Raw genomic sequence first — 14,060 nt, 5'->3', positions numbered from 1 at the left:
TGCATCATGATGTCTCAGGGAGGAGCAAAGTGATTACCAAATTTACCCGACGGGCTGCTGTATCAGCCATGGTCGCAACCGGTGTTTTGTTTAGCGCAACAAATGGAGTGTTGGCGGAAGACAAAGTGCAACTTCGCCTCGCAACATCAGGATCGGATACCGATCAGCGTTCGGTCGCAATGGCCGAAGTTTTTGCCCCCATGGTTGCTGATTTTGCAAGCTATGAACCCAGCTATAACGGTACAATCTTCGCCCAAGGTACCGAGTTGGACGCCCTCAGCCGTGGCAACCTGGAGATGTCGATCACTTCGGCACAGGAACTTGCACAGTTCTTCCCCGAGTTTTCGATCTTTACGGCAGGCTATGTCCACCAGGACGCCGCGCATCAGGTGGCTGTCTTCAACGATCCCTTGATGGATGCCTTCAAGCAAAAGGCCGAAGAAGAACTTGGCGTCAAACTGCTGTCGGTCATGTATCTTGGGCGTCGTCAGGTGAACCTGCGCCAGCCCAAGGATGAACTGACCGTCAGCACTCCGGCTGATCTGGAGGGTGTGAACCTGCGGATGCCGGGCACAGATGCGTGGCAGTTCCTTGGCAAAGCGCTGGGTGCTGCCCCAACGCCAATGGCGTTCTCAGAGGTTTACACGGCTCTGTCGACCGGTGCCGTTGACGGTCAGGACAACCCACTGCCGACCGTCGTGGACGCAAAGTTCTACGAAGTGACCAATCAGATCGTTTTGACGTCTCATTTGGTTGACCTGAACTACATCGCTATCGGCAAAGAGGTCTGGGACGGACTGACACCGGAACAGCAAGCCAAGGTTCAGGAAGCAGCAGATGCAGCCGCTGAATCTGGTCGTCAGAAGCAGCTTCAGAAAGAAGAGGACCTTGTCAGCTTCCTGAAAGAACAGGGAATGGAGATCTACGAGCCCGATCTCGCAGCGTTCCGCGATCAGGTACAGTCTATGTATCTGGATAGCGAATTCGCTGGTTCATGGCCCGAAGGCGTTCTGGATCAGATCAACGCTTTGGGCAACCGAGCCCAGTAAGACAAGGGAGGGAGAACCATAATGAAAGCCTTTATAAAGGGGTTCTCCCGACTGACCGAAGCGATTGCCGGCGGGATGCTGGCGGCAATCTTCCTGATCTTCCTGCTGCAAATACTCTTGCGCTACTTCTTCACCCCCGCCGGATGGACGCTTGAACTCATCGGCATCCTCTGGGTCTGGGTGATCTTCTTCAGTTGCGCCTTCGTCGTGCGCGAACGGGATCACGTGAAGTTCGACATCATCTATCTGTCGGTGCCGATGCGGGTGCGTCAGGTTTTTGCGATGCTTGCAGCCGCGGCAATTGTGGTGGGAATGCTCTACAGTTTCCTTCCGACGTGGGACTACATCGACTGGATGAAAATCCGCAAGACATCGACTGTCCGCAATCCGTTCTCGGGTGAGAAGATACCGCTGCGCACCGTGTTCTCAATTTATGCGGTGTTCATGCTGGTCGTCGCAGCGCGGTATGGGTGGCTGTTCTTTGACATCCTGCGAAATGGCCCACCTAAAACCGAGCTGGAACTGGTCGTTGGGTACAACGTGGTTGACGATCATCCCCGCGTCGACGGTGAAGACGACGAGGAAGCAGGCAAATGAGCTTTGAACTTCTTTCCTGCCTGCTCGCGCTCTTTCTTCTGGCAGGCATCGGGACACCTATCGGCTATTCCATCCTTTTAGCCTCATTGGTGTATCTGGGCACGGCCGGATTGGACGTCGCCCTCGCAGGTGAGAAGATCCTGCAAGGCTTCTACAAAAGCACGATCCTGCTTGCCGTACCGTTGTTCATTGTCGCTGCGAATATCATGAACGCTGGGTCGATCACGGACCGTCTGCTGAACTTCTGCGTCGCTGCTGTCGGGCGGTTCAAGGGCGGCCTCGGGCACGTCAACGTGGTTGCGTCGTTGATTTTCTCCGGCATGTCCGGCTCTGCCGTCGCGGACGCTGCCGGGATCGGCAAGATCATCATTGAGATGATGACCAAGGATGGCCGCTACAGCCGAGGCTACGCAGCTGCAATCACGGCGGCGTCGGCAACGATTGGCCCGATCATTCCGCCCTCGATCCCTATGGTTTTGTACGCGCTCGTTTCCAAGGCCTCTATCGGGTCTCTGTTCTTGGCCGGTATTCTGCCGGGCCTGATCATGGGCGTCGTCCTCATGGCGATGAACTACTATCTGGCCGGAAAGCGGAACTTTGCATTGGAAGAACCAGTTCCACTGCGCGAGTTGCCGGCTAAAACCGCCAACGCGTTCCCGGCACTGCTGATGCCCGCAATCCTGCTGTACGGCATATATGGCGGCGTTACCACTCCGACCGAAGCCGCCGCAGTTGCTGCATTCTACGCTTTGCTACTGGCAGCGTTGTTCTACCGCGCGCTGACCTTCCGTGGACTTTATCAAGTGTTCGTTGACAGCGCGCGCTCTTCCGCAGCCGTCGGGGTGGTCATTGGTGGCGCGTTCATTCTGAATTTCATCGTCATTCAGGAGCAAATTCCTCAGTCGATCTCGGCACTGCTGGAGGGTTCTGATGTAAGCCCGATTGTGTTCCTGATCCTCGTAAACCTGCTGATCCTCGCGCTGGGATGCGTGTTAGACGCAACAACGATCATCCTGGTGATTGTGCCCCTGTTCATCCCGACTTGCGAAGCGCTCGGGATTGATCTGGTACATTTCGGGGTGTTGGTCGTCGTGAACTCGATGATCGGTCTGATCACGCCGCCCTATGGCATTCTACTCTTTGTGATCAACGCCGTGACGGACATCCCACTGCGTGAAATCATTTCGGAAATCTGGGCCTTCCTGGCGGTGCTCATCTTCGCCCTGGTGATCATGATGCTGATGCCTGATCTGGTCCTGTGGTTGCCGCGTATGTTTGGGTATCAGGGATAATGTGCCTCTCGGTTTCGACAACGTCGATCCCTGGTGATCTGGCCGAAAAACTGAGTGCTATCGCTGAAGCGGGCTTCGGGGGCGTCGAATTACACGAACCGGATTTGACCGCTTTTGACGGGCCGCCATCGCAAATTCGGGATATAGCATCAGATCTCGACCTGAAGATTTGCCTGTTACAACCCTTCCATAACCTTGAAGGGCAGTCCGACTCCGGACGGGAGAGCGCCTTTGATCGGCTGAAGCGCAAACTCGACCTGATGAGCGAGTTGGGAACGGAATTGCTGCTCATCGGGTCTGCCTTCGAGGTTGATGCCGCTGCAACCAAAGAACAGGTCATCGCAGACCTTGGCGAGGCGACCAAGATCGCGAAAGAGATGGGGTTGCGTCTGGCATATATGGGCTTGCCATGGTCGGATCTTGTTCACTCGGACGAGCAGGCGCTAAGCGTCGTTGAAGCCATCGATAGCCCTAATCTGGGGTTGGCTTTGAATTCCTTCTTCTCGCTTGCCGACGGATCCAAACCAGCCCGCCTTCGGGACATTCCCGGGGAGCGGCTGTTCCATGTGCAACTGTCCGATGCACCCCGGCTTGAGATGGATATACGTCGGCTCAAGCGGCACTTTGGGCTTCTGCCGGGGCTTGGGTCGCTGAACCTTGCAGGCTTCGTTCGCGTGTTGTCCCGCGCCGGATACAAAGGGCCTTGGTCGGTTGCACGCGTCAACGAAGCAGCTCCTCAACCCGGTGGCCGAACACTGGCCCGAGACAGCTACAGGTCGCTGGTGAACCTCCTGGATGAGGTATCCCGGACCGAGCCGGGAACCGATTTCGGCATCCCGGACCTGCCGGAACGCGTCTATGCGTCAGGCTTCGAATTCGTCGAATTTACAGCCGACGAAACAAGCGGCGCGCAGCTGGCAGATATGTTGTCAGCAATGTGTTTTCGAATGGAGCGAAAACACGTATCCAAGTCCGTCGAGCTGTGGCGGCAGGGCGCGATAAACATCGTTGTGAATACCGAAAAGGAAGGATTTGCCCATTCGGCGTTCCTGGGTCACGGCCCCTCCGTTTGTGACATGGGGTTGCGTGTCAAAGATGCGGATCAGACGGTTCAGCGGGCGACCGCGTTGGGCGCGCCGAATTTCTCACAACCGGTGGGAACAGGGGAACTGGATATCCCGGCCATTCGGGGCGTTGGTGGCAACGTCGTTCATTTCATCGATGAGAAATCCGATCTCCATCGGGTATGGGACATTGAGTTCGAGCCGGTTGCGAAAACCAAAGCCACCCAACCTGCCGGTCTGCGTCGTATCGACCATCTGGCCCAGACGATGCGTCACGATGAGATGCAAAGCTGGCTACTCTACTACATTTCGACTTTCGAGATGGCAAAATCCCCTATCGTTAACGTCGCCGACCCGTCCGGTGTCGTGCAAAGCCAGGCTATCGAAAGCCCCGAAGGCGAAGTGCGCTTAAACCTGAACGGGGCAGTTGGGCGCCGAACTTTGGCGGCCTCATTCCTTGAAGATGGCTTTGGGGCCGGTGTTCAGCACATCGCCTTCCAGTCGGATGATATTTTTGAAACTTCGGATCAACTGCGCAAGTCCGGCTTTCCCAGCCTGACGATTCCAGAAAACTACTACGCTGATCTGCAAGCGAATTTCGGATTGGATGACGATTTGATCGCCAAACTGCGCCGAGGCAACATTCTCTACGATTGGGCAGCGGGTGCCGAGTATTTCCAGATATACAGCCGCCCCATCTTTAACGGCTTCTTCTTCGAAATTGTGCAACGCCGCATGGGCTATGCCGGTTACGGTGCGCGCAATGCACCCATTCGCCTCGCCGCGCAAAGCAAAACCCAGACGCTCAAAGAGGTGCAGACTCAATGACCGTGCTGGATGAAAACATGACAATGGATGAGCGGGCTGTTCGCCAATGGTGGCGAACCTCCATCATCGACATGAAGCCCGGCCAGATCGCTTTTCGCGGCAACGCCATAGAAAACCTGATCGGGAACGTATCTTTCCCGCAGATGATCTGGCTAATGGTGCGGGGCGATCTGCCCAGCGACGCACAAGCGAGCCTGTTCGAAGCAGCTTTGGTCGCAGGCGTGGATCATGGCCCACAGGCCCCCTCGATCGCGGCTGCGCGTATGGCCGCCACCTGCGGGGTAGGTCTCAATAATGCGATGGCGACTGCGGTTAACATGCTGGGCGACGTGCATGGTGGGGCAGGAGAGCAGTGTGCAGAGCTGTACTATGATATTGCGGGCCGAATGGATGCGGGAGCATCGTTGAATGACGCTGTTCGGGATGGCTTGGACAGCTGGCGCGAGACCTACGGCAAGATCGTATCGGGCTTTGGTCACAGGTTTCACAAGCCTGTGGACCCACGCGCACCACGATTGATGCAACTTGTTCGTGATGCCGCGGCAGAAGGCACAGTTTCTGGCCGGTTTGCCGATATCGGAGAAGAGGTTCAGGCCGAACTCGGCCGTCAACGCGGAGGTCGGCCCATCGCCATGAATATCGATGGCGCGACAGCTGTGATCTTCTGCGAACTTGGCTTTCCTGCACCCTTGTCGCGAGGGCTGTTCTGCCTGTCCCGTTCGGTCGGAATACTCGCCCACGCCTGGGAGCAGATGGGGCAGGGCGGTCGGAACAAAGGGCCCATGCCACCGAATTACTTACCCCTTTACGAAGACAGGAATGATGACACGTGAGACATCGAAATCCTTCCGGGTCGGCCTTATTGGTTGTGGTCGTATCAGCGACATCTATCTAAAAACACTATCCAATTTTTCGAGCGTCGAGGTTGTGGCCTGCGCAAGCCTCGATCCTTTAGAAAGCCGCGCCAAGGCGGATCAATACGGCATCGTCAAGGCCTGCACGCCGGATGACGTGTTTGACGACCCGGCGATTGATTGCGTTCTGAACCTGACAATTCCGGCGGCGCATGCCGAAATCAGCCTGCGCGCGTTAGAGGCGGGCAAGCACGTCTATTCCGAAAAGCCACTGGTCATGAACCGATCGGATGGAAAGGCGATCCTGCACACGGCCTCTGAAAAGGGGCGACTGGTTGGTTGCGCGCCCGACACGTTTCTGGGCGGTCGTTGGCAGACCGTTCGGCGTTTGATCGATGAAGGCGCTATCGGGAAGCCAACAGGGGTTTTTGCCCATGTTGGCACCCACGGCACGGAACGCCATCACCCCAACCCGGATTTCTACTATCAGGCGGGTGGAGGACCTTTGCTGGACCTTGGGCCATATTATCTGACCGCCATGATCTGCTGTCTTGGGCCTGTTGACCGTGTCGCCGGAATGGCGCGGCGAACATTTGACCAGCGGATGATCGAAAACGGTCCGCGCAACGGAGAGTGGATGGATGTCGAGGTCAACACGCACTCCCTAAGCCTACTGCAGTTCTCGTCCGGCGCCATCGGGTCAATGACAATGAGTTTTGATGTCTGGGACAGCGAAACGCCCCGTTTCGAGATCTATGGCGAAGACGGAACTATAAGCATCCCTGACCCTGACCCGGTTCATGGCGCCAATATCTTTCAAGGGGATGTCTGGTTGAAAACGCGGGAGACCTCGCGCTGGTCTCATCAACCTCGTCCAACCGGTCGTGGGGACTGGCAGGTGGTCGAAAACAAACATGGGTTTAACGAAGACAGCCGTGGCCTCGGCTTATTGGACCTGGCCCTGGCGGCACAAGAAGGCCGCCAACCCCGCGCGAGTGGAGCGCTTGCCTACCATGTGTTTGAGGTCATGGACGCGATTGAACGGGCGCCGAAATTTGGTGCTTACCAGACAATAGAAAGCCGTTGCGCAGCACCGAAACCTCTGCCGGTCGATTTCCTGAACGAAGAGAGGAAGGAGTTGGCGCATGCCGATTGAGACACTCGACTTTGCCCAGCCATTCTTTCGCGTCCAGCACATAACTGACGAAGACAGAATATCTGTCGAGGGTCGTGCAATTGTTCTGAACCTTGGGGGACGAGACCTTTCAGTCGTGGATCAGACCGTTGCACCGCTTTCGTCCGTTATCGTGCAAGATAGCACGCTTAACGGCGTGGAACATGCAGTCATTGTCCACGGTTTCGACGCCCATGCCGATGAGAACGAGTTATTTGAATGGGTGAAAGATACGTGGCCATCTGCTTTTGATATCCGCCAAGAGGAGCGTCTGCGCGGTGTCAGCCATTACATGTCGCCAAAGGTCTTTGTGGGTAACGTTGGATTGACTATGTACCACTCGGGCTCGGTTCCACTGAATGTTGGATTGCACAAGGAACATCCGTTCTGTCCGGTGCCGGGGTTCCGCGAAGTGCATACGCAAATTGTGGGCTTTGGTAAAATGCAGCAATGCCGCGAATGGGACGTTGAAACCCTTTACCTCGAAGAATTCATGGCCCCCGGCATGACGCACAAGCCGATGTATGACGCCGACGGCAACTATCCCTGGCATCAATACGAGACGATTACCCCCAGCATCTTCATGGCTGTCGAAATACTGCCAGAAGGCGCGCAGGTTCCTGAGATGGAGGTTCAGAATGGCTGAGAGACTTTTACCCGAAAATCTGAACTTTGACGGACCTTTCCCCCGCCTGTCTCGCCGTTTGCGGCTGGGTGTTGTTGGCGGCGGACGTATCTCTGTCACGCAGGCAACGGCCGCGCGGATGACCGACCGGTGGGAGGTCGTCGCAGGAGCGCTCAGTTCTGACGCCATGCGAAGCAAGGCGCGCGGGGCCGAGTGGTTCCTGCCGGCCTACCGGTGCTATGCGTCCTTCGACGAGATGGCAAAGGCCGAGGCGGCACGCCCGGATGGCGTAGATGCCGTCATGATCACCACCCCGAACCACGTTCATTTCGAAGCGGCCAAAACCTTTCTGGAGGCGGGCATTGATGTACTGTGCGACAAGCCCCTGACCAACAAAGTTGCCGAGGCCGAGGGGCTTGAGAAGATCGCCGCGCGCACGGGACAGGTCTTTGCCGTCGGATATGCGATGTCGTGCTTTCCGGTCATCCGTCAGGCCAAACAAATCGTGGCGGAAGGCGGCATCGGTAAAATCAACCAAATCCACGTCGAGTTCATGCAAGACTGGATGACGCCCGATGATGTGGCTGATGCGCCCCATGTCAAATGGCGGCTGGACCCAAAGATTTCTGGTCCGACCAGCTGTGTCGGCGATATCGGAACCCATGCCGCGCATCTGGCCAGTTTTGTCTCGGGCCTGCCCTTGACCAACCTACGGGCCGAGTTTCATGTCTGCGGCGCGCCAAAGCCTTTGGAAGACACAGCATTCATGTTCACCCGCTATCAAAACGAGGTTCCGGGAACCCTGATGGCGACACGCCTTGCCCCCGGGAATCGGGGAGGGTTGCGGTTGCGGATATATGGGAACGAGGGAGGTCTCGAGTGGGACCTGGAGAATTCGGAACAGCTGAAGTTCAATCGGTTTGGTGAGCCGGATCGTATCATTAGCCGAGGTCACGGGCACGGCATCGGACCTGGTGCGGAGCGTCTGATCCGTACGGCGCGCGGCTTTCCCGAAGGGATTATCGAAGCCTGGGCCAACCTCTATACGGAATTTGCCATGGCCGTAGCCGCGCGTCGGGATGGCGTTACCGTTCCGGCCGATTGGCTTGCTTATCCCAGTGTTGAACAAGGTGCAGACGGTGTCCGATTCATTGAAGCCTCTGTGCGCTCTCACCAGTCCGGTGGGGAATGGGTCACTCTCTAAGGCTCTGCCAACACGAATGTAAAACACGCCCGGGCAGTTGCCCGGGCGCTTTCATTTCCTGCTCAGCATTAAAAGTTGATATTTTAAAAAATATCAGATATTTTTTACTACGTGTGATGAAATTGAGATTCGCAGACACGTGGAGCTGTCGTTCATGGCGAAACCCGAAGAGGCTGGCGCAAGCCCCTCTCTTTACTCCTTGGCGCATCTGACGCTGATCGGCTGTACGCCGCCCGAGCTGGTCTATATCGCCGCGCGGGCCGGTTACGATGCCGTCAGCCCCCGGTTTATCCCGATGCATGTACCCGGTGAGTTCACTCAATCTCCAATCGACAAGGCACAGGTGCAAGCCACCAAAACTGCTCTCTCTACCACTGGCTTGAAAGTCCTCGATGTCGAACTTGCGCGCATCACAGAAGATGTCGATCCGCGCAGTTTTGAGCCTTCTCTTGAGATTGGCGGGGAACTGGGCGCCAAGCGCATGATCATGAGTGCGTGGACCAACACCCGCGATGATCGTGACTTTCTGATCGACGTCTATTCCGAGACCTGCGAGTTGGCAGCGACCTATGGGCTGACAGTCGATTTGGAGTTTCCAAGCTTCTCTCGCTTGCGCACTCTGGATGAGGCATTGGATATTGTCCGTGCCTCCGACCAGTCGAATGGCGGTATTCTGGTCGATACGCTTTATCTGCACCTCAGCCGCGTTGATCTCGGAGAGCTTTTGCACGTCCCCTCGGATCTGTTTCATTTCTTGCATATCTCTGATTGCCTGCCCGGCATTGCCGATACGCGCGAGGGCATGATCCAGCTGGCCCGTGATGCAAGGTTGTACCCCGGCGAAGGCTGGATCGATTTCACCGGCATCATCGAACGGATGCCGCCCGTCGACTATTCCATCGAACTGCCCAACCAAAGCCGCGTTGCCGAGTTGGGATATGAAGAACACGCGCGTCGCTGTCTCAGCCACGCCAAGCGAACATTCGGCCAGGCGCGGTCACAGCGTCGTATGTCCGATGCTGCAATTCCAAAACACCAAGAGGATCATCATGGGCAAAGAGCTCACTGAAAACGACCGACAACTCGCGGCCGATATGCTGGCACGCGCACGCGCTGCAATGGCCGAAATCGAGGATTGGGATCAGGACAGGCTGGACCGCCTGTCTCAGGCCATTGCGTGGTATGCGGGGAACGAGAAAACCTTCACGCGTCTGGCTCAGCAAGGCGTGGATGAAAGCGGTATCGGAGATCGCGAAGGACGCCCTGCGAAGCGTTTCAAGGTTCACATGGTATTGCGTGATGTCTTGCGCACTCCATCGACCGGTATCGTCGAGGTGGATGAGGAAAAAGGTCTGGTGAAATATGCCAAACCTGCCGGGGTGATCGCATCCTTGATCCCAATGACCAACCCGGCGATGACACCACCAGTGACCGGTGTTTCCGCCGCCAACGCGCGAAATGCGGTCATCTTCAGCCCGCACCCGCGAACCGCCCATACCACCTATGAAATGGTCGAGGTCATGCGTGCAGCTTGTCGTGCCGCCGGTGCCCCCGAGGACTTGTTTCAATCCATTCGCAAACCGTCGATCCCATTGACGCAACATCTGATGGAGATCTGCGACCTCACCTTGGCGACGGGCGGCAAGCCCATGGTCAAAGCGGCGTACAGTTCAGGGCGTCCAGCCTATGGTGTCGGCGCGGGCAATTCATCCATTGTCATCGATGAGACAGCCGACTTGGACATCGCCGCTCAGAACACACGTATTTCGAAGACGTCCGACTTTGGCTCGGGTTGCTCGGCTGACGGCAACATCATCATCCAGCGTTCGGTCTACGACGATATGATCAAGGCGCTTCAAGCCGAGGGCGGGTACCTGTGTTCGGACGAAGAGAAGGCCATGCTCGAAGCGGCCATGTGGGATGAGAAGGGAAACCGTACGTTCCCGACCATCGCCTGTCCGCCTCAGCAAACGGCCCAAGTCGCCGGTTTTAGCATCCCCGAAGATCGCAAGTTTCTGATGGTTGAAAATCAGGGACAAATCGGGTCGCAGCACAAGTTCTCCAAGGAAAAACTGACCACGCTGATGGCTCTATATCACTTCGATACGTTCGATGACGCGCTGGAAACGGTTAGCCAGATCTACAACACCGGAGGTAAGGGCCATTCCTGCGGCATCTACAGCCACAATGACAATCACATCGACCGGTTGGCGCGTCTTGCTCCGGTCAGCCGCATGATGGTTCGACAGCCTCAGTCCAAGGCCAATGCGGGTGCCTGGACCAATGGCATGCCTATGACCAGCAGCCTGGGCTGCGGCATCTGGGGCGGCAACATCACCAACGAAAACGTCACCATGAAACACATGATGAACTACACCTGGGTCAGCCGTCCGATCCCCGAGGATCGCCCCTCGGAGCCGGACCTGTTCGGTGAGTTCTACGGACAGGAGGTCGCGTGATGGACGCAAGCAAACTGGACGGCAAAACCGTTGCTGAGCATATCGTTGATTTTCTCGAACGCCGTGAGGTCAAGCATGTATTTGGCCTGTGCGGGCACACGAACATCGCGGTTCTGACTGCGCTGGCGGAAAGTCCCATCGATTTCGTCACCGTGCGGCACGAACAAATCGCCAGCCACGCGGCGGATGCATATGCCCGCGTGACGGGCAAGGCCTCGGTGGTGTTGTCGCACCTCTCCCCAGGTTTGACAAACTGCGCCACCGGGGTCGCCAACGCCGCACTGGACTGTATCCCGATGGTCGTGATCGCGGGCGATATTCCTACGCACTACTACGGCAAGCATCCACATCAAGAGGTGAACCTGCACGCGGACGCTGCCCAGTGGGAGATTTATCGCCCGTTTGTCAAACGTGCATGGCGCGTAGATCGGGCAGACCTGATGGCCGAGATTCTGGAAAAGGCGTTTCACCTCGCGGAAAGCGGTCAGCCTGGCCCTGTGTTGGTCAATGTGCCGATGGACATCTTCTCGGAAGTCATCCCGCCGGACAGCTTTGATCGTATTCTCGGTAACACGAACGCGCTCAAGAAACCGTCGATCGACGACGAAACCGCGCGGGAGATTGTCGAGGCACTGGCGAAGGCTGAAAATTCGGTGGCTTATGTCGGAGGCGGTATCCTTCTGGCACAGGCCAGCGAGGAGCTGCGCACCTTTGTGGAACATATGGGCTTGCCGGTTGCGCATTCTCTGATGGGCAAGGGCGCATTGCGGGACGACCATCCGCTTGTGCTGGGAATGACCGGGTTTTGGGGCACCGAATTGGTCAACCAGTCCTGCTTGAATGCGGACTACATCTTTGCCGTGGGCACTCGGTTCAAAGAAGCTGATTGTTCAAGTTGGTATCCTGGCTACACGTTCAACATTCCAGGCTCGAAGGTCATTCATATCGACATCGAACCGCAGGAGATCGGCCGGAATTATCCCACCGAGATCGGTGTCGTTGCGGACGCCAAGGCCGCGTTGCGCGTCCTCAACCGGGTTGCCCGCGAGATGTATCCGGGCGGTTTCAAACGCCCCGCGCTTGAACAGAAAATTGCTGAATTCCGGACCAACTTCAAAGAGCGCAACGTGGAAATGGCGACTTCATCGGCCTTTCCGATGATGCCCGAGCGTATTCTGGCAGATACCCGCAAGGCACTGCCTGAGGATGCCATCATCACCACGGACGTTGGGTGGAACAAGAACGGTGTCGGACAGCAATTCGATATCCTGACACCCGGTTCAATACTGACGCCGGGCGGGTTCGCCACGATGGGTTTTGGCCCTCCGGGCGCGATCGGCGCAAAGCTGGCAGCACCTGATCGTGTGGTGATCAGCCTGGTTGGTGATGGTGGTTTCGGCCAAAACCCGTCAATGCTTGCAACGGCCGTCGAACTTGATCTGGGCATCATCTGGCTGGTTATGAACAACAACGCCTTCGGAACCATCGCGGGTTTGCAAAAGGCTCACTACGGTCTGACATACGGGACGACGTTCCCCGGATCAGCCGCCGCACCCGCAAACGGACCGGGCTATGCCGACATAGCGCGAGCCTACGGCGCGGAAGGGCACAGACTCGGCGCTGCTGACGAGTTGTTGCCTGCATTGGAAGCGGCAATCGCCAGCGGCAAACCAACCGTGCTGGATGTGCCAATGATCAACAACCCGACACCAACGACCGGTCATTGGAACATCCTGGACATTTATTCGCCGGACAAGGATGTTTCTCACGTCGCGACCTGACGATACTGAGCGCGGTAAGCCGCGCCAGTTTTTTTCTTTCAATAGGCCCAAGTCAGCCAACCCTTCTGAGAGCGGGCAGTGCCTCAAGAAGATCTAACTGGGTTTACAGCCCTAACAGCTCTCGATCTGAGTCGCGTGAGATACGTTCGTGCAGAAGCTTGAGCAACCGATCAGCTTTGTCTCTCTCAATTTCCTCGAGAAGCTTCAAAACAGCGGCGCCATAGATAATCTTTTTGCGCGTTTCATTACGTCGTCGTTGTTTGCTCGCCCGTGCCTGCAGGTCCCTGAGTCTCGCGCGCGCCTGTTCGATTTGTTGATCCAGATCCGCCATTTCGTTCTCCCTTGATCGTGGTGGTCGAACAGGAAATGCGGCCTGGACCCCGGCTTCGCCACCCGGGCGCTAAAATGTGGCTTCGCCAGGCCGCTTGTGAGCGACCGTCCGCATGCCCGTTGGGCAATGCGCGCAGTTACGCAAACTTGGGGTTTGCCTGCGCGCCTGCCCCGGGCTTTTTTGTGCGGAGATCGGGTTGGGGCCCGATGTCCTTTACATGATACACCCCGCCAGCAGACTCGAAGTCATCCTGCATTCTCGTGCCGACGGTCGCTCCGCCGTCAAATCCGCCGCTTACACCGCGCGCACCACCTTCCGGGATGCGCGGGTTGGACGACGGTTTTCGCCGGGCAGAAAGGGTGGCCTACTGTCTCATGAATTGATCAACTGGACAGGAAACGCCGAGGAGCTCTGGAACGCTGCCGAGCGTTCGGAACGCCGAAAGAATGCAAGAGTCATCCGCGAACTGCGCCCATCCCTGCCGCGCGAGCTACCGCTTCCCGAGCAGGTCCGGCTTGTCCGCAGCTTCTGCCTCTGGCTTCGCGATAAATACGGCGTTGCCGTTCAAGCCGACATTCACGCGCCGCGTTTCTTGTGCCCTGAGGAAGAGAAACGGCACAGCGCGGGCAAACTCGAACTGACGCGAGAAGACTACGAGCGGAGGCTCTTCAATCCATCGAAGACCAACCTGAATTTCCACGCCCACATGCGCTGCTGGATCGCACTGGACCTGTCACGGTTTGATGCCGCTCCTTTGATAGCATTTACTGCACCAAAGGAGATTAACTATGGGACTGAAACG

13 protein-coding genes are annotated in these 14,060 nt (G+C 56.9%); 12 read left to right on the top strand and 1 reads right to left on the bottom strand.

Going from position 1 to position 14,060, the window contains the following annotated elements; all coding sequences use genetic code 11:
- The first annotated feature begins 29 nt into the window (after nucleotides 1-29).
- The 11 genes from AC2FJZ_RS09125 (at nucleotide 30) to AC2FJZ_RS09075 (ending at nucleotide 12,927) form a co-directional block, all read left to right on the top strand.
- A complete protein-coding gene (locus tag AC2FJZ_RS09125) occupies nucleotides 30-1,049 on the top strand; it encodes a sialic acid TRAP transporter substrate-binding protein SiaP (protein ID WP_496777147.1) in 1,020 nt (339 codons plus the stop codon).
- Between the two features lie 21 nt (nucleotides 1,050-1,070).
- Nucleotides 1,071-1,646 (top strand): TRAP transporter small permease, encoded by a 576-nt coding sequence (locus tag AC2FJZ_RS09120; protein ID WP_496777145.1) that lies wholly within the window; start codon nucleotides 1,071-1,073, stop codon nucleotides 1,644-1,646.
- Nucleotides 1,643-2,938 carry a TRAP transporter large permease gene (locus tag AC2FJZ_RS09115; protein ID WP_170328647.1) on the top strand — a complete coding sequence of 432 codons (1,296 nt, stop codon included), beginning with the start codon at nucleotides 1,643-1,645 and terminating at the stop codon, nucleotides 2,936-2,938. The genes AC2FJZ_RS09120 and AC2FJZ_RS09115 overlap by 4 nt, the downstream gene beginning before the upstream one ends.
- Entirely contained in the window at nucleotides 2,938-4,830 is a 1,893-nt protein-coding gene (locus tag AC2FJZ_RS09110; RefSeq protein WP_496777142.1) for a bifunctional sugar phosphate isomerase/epimerase/4-hydroxyphenylpyruvate dioxygenase family protein, read from the top strand. Before AC2FJZ_RS09115 ends, AC2FJZ_RS09110 begins: the two co-directional genes overlap by 1 nt.
- Nucleotides 4,827-5,663, top strand: a complete 837-nt coding sequence (locus tag AC2FJZ_RS09105) for a citryl-CoA lyase (protein ID WP_496777140.1) — start codon at nucleotides 4,827-4,829, stop codon at nucleotides 5,661-5,663. Before AC2FJZ_RS09110 ends, AC2FJZ_RS09105 begins: the two co-directional genes overlap by 4 nt.
- Complete coding sequence (locus tag AC2FJZ_RS09100) at nucleotides 5,653-6,840, top strand: Gfo/Idh/MocA family protein (RefSeq protein ID WP_496777139.1); 1,188 nt, start codon at nucleotides 5,653-5,655, stop codon at nucleotides 6,838-6,840. The genes AC2FJZ_RS09105 and AC2FJZ_RS09100 overlap by 11 nt, the downstream gene beginning before the upstream one ends.
- Nucleotides 6,830-7,504, top strand: coding sequence for a hypothetical protein (locus AC2FJZ_RS09095; RefSeq protein ID WP_496777137.1), 675 nt, complete (start codon nucleotides 6,830-6,832; stop codon nucleotides 7,502-7,504). The genes AC2FJZ_RS09100 and AC2FJZ_RS09095 overlap by 11 nt, the downstream gene beginning before the upstream one ends.
- Nucleotides 7,497-8,687, top strand: coding sequence for a Gfo/Idh/MocA family protein (locus tag AC2FJZ_RS09090; protein WP_496777135.1), 1,191 nt, complete (start codon nucleotides 7,497-7,499; stop codon nucleotides 8,685-8,687). Before AC2FJZ_RS09095 ends, AC2FJZ_RS09090 begins: the two co-directional genes overlap by 8 nt.
- Nucleotides 8,688-8,841: 154 nt before the next feature.
- Nucleotides 8,842-9,756 carry a sugar phosphate isomerase/epimerase family protein gene (locus AC2FJZ_RS09085; protein ID WP_496669605.1) on the top strand — a complete coding sequence of 305 codons (915 nt, stop codon included), beginning with the start codon at nucleotides 8,842-8,844 and terminating at the stop codon, nucleotides 9,754-9,756.
- Entirely contained in the window at nucleotides 9,737-11,146 is a 1,410-nt protein-coding gene (locus AC2FJZ_RS09080; protein ID WP_496777133.1) for an aldehyde dehydrogenase family protein, read from the top strand. Before AC2FJZ_RS09085 ends, AC2FJZ_RS09080 begins: the two co-directional genes overlap by 20 nt.
- Nucleotides 11,146-12,927, top strand: a complete 1,782-nt coding sequence (locus tag AC2FJZ_RS09075; protein WP_496777131.1) for a thiamine pyrophosphate-binding protein — start codon at nucleotides 11,146-11,148, stop codon at nucleotides 12,925-12,927. The genes AC2FJZ_RS09080 and AC2FJZ_RS09075 overlap by 1 nt, the downstream gene beginning before the upstream one ends.
- Nucleotides 12,928-13,030: 103 nt before the next feature.
- On the opposite strand, the gene AC2FJZ_RS09070 is transcribed toward AC2FJZ_RS09075, so the two are convergent.
- Complete coding sequence (locus tag AC2FJZ_RS09070; protein ID WP_496669611.1) at nucleotides 13,031-13,258, bottom strand: hypothetical protein; 228 nt, start codon at nucleotides 13,256-13,258, stop codon at nucleotides 13,031-13,033.
- A 196-nt stretch (nucleotides 13,259-13,454) separates the two neighbouring features.
- Here AC2FJZ_RS09070 and AC2FJZ_RS09065 point away from each other — a divergent pair.
- On the top strand, nucleotides 13,455-14,060 hold a 606-nt coding region (locus tag AC2FJZ_RS09065), incomplete at its 3' end, for a MobA/MobL family protein (RefSeq protein WP_496777130.1).

Source organism: Ruegeria sp. CDSA079 (assembly GCF_059612245.1).
This window is presented reverse-complemented; position numbering and strand designations above follow the sequence as displayed.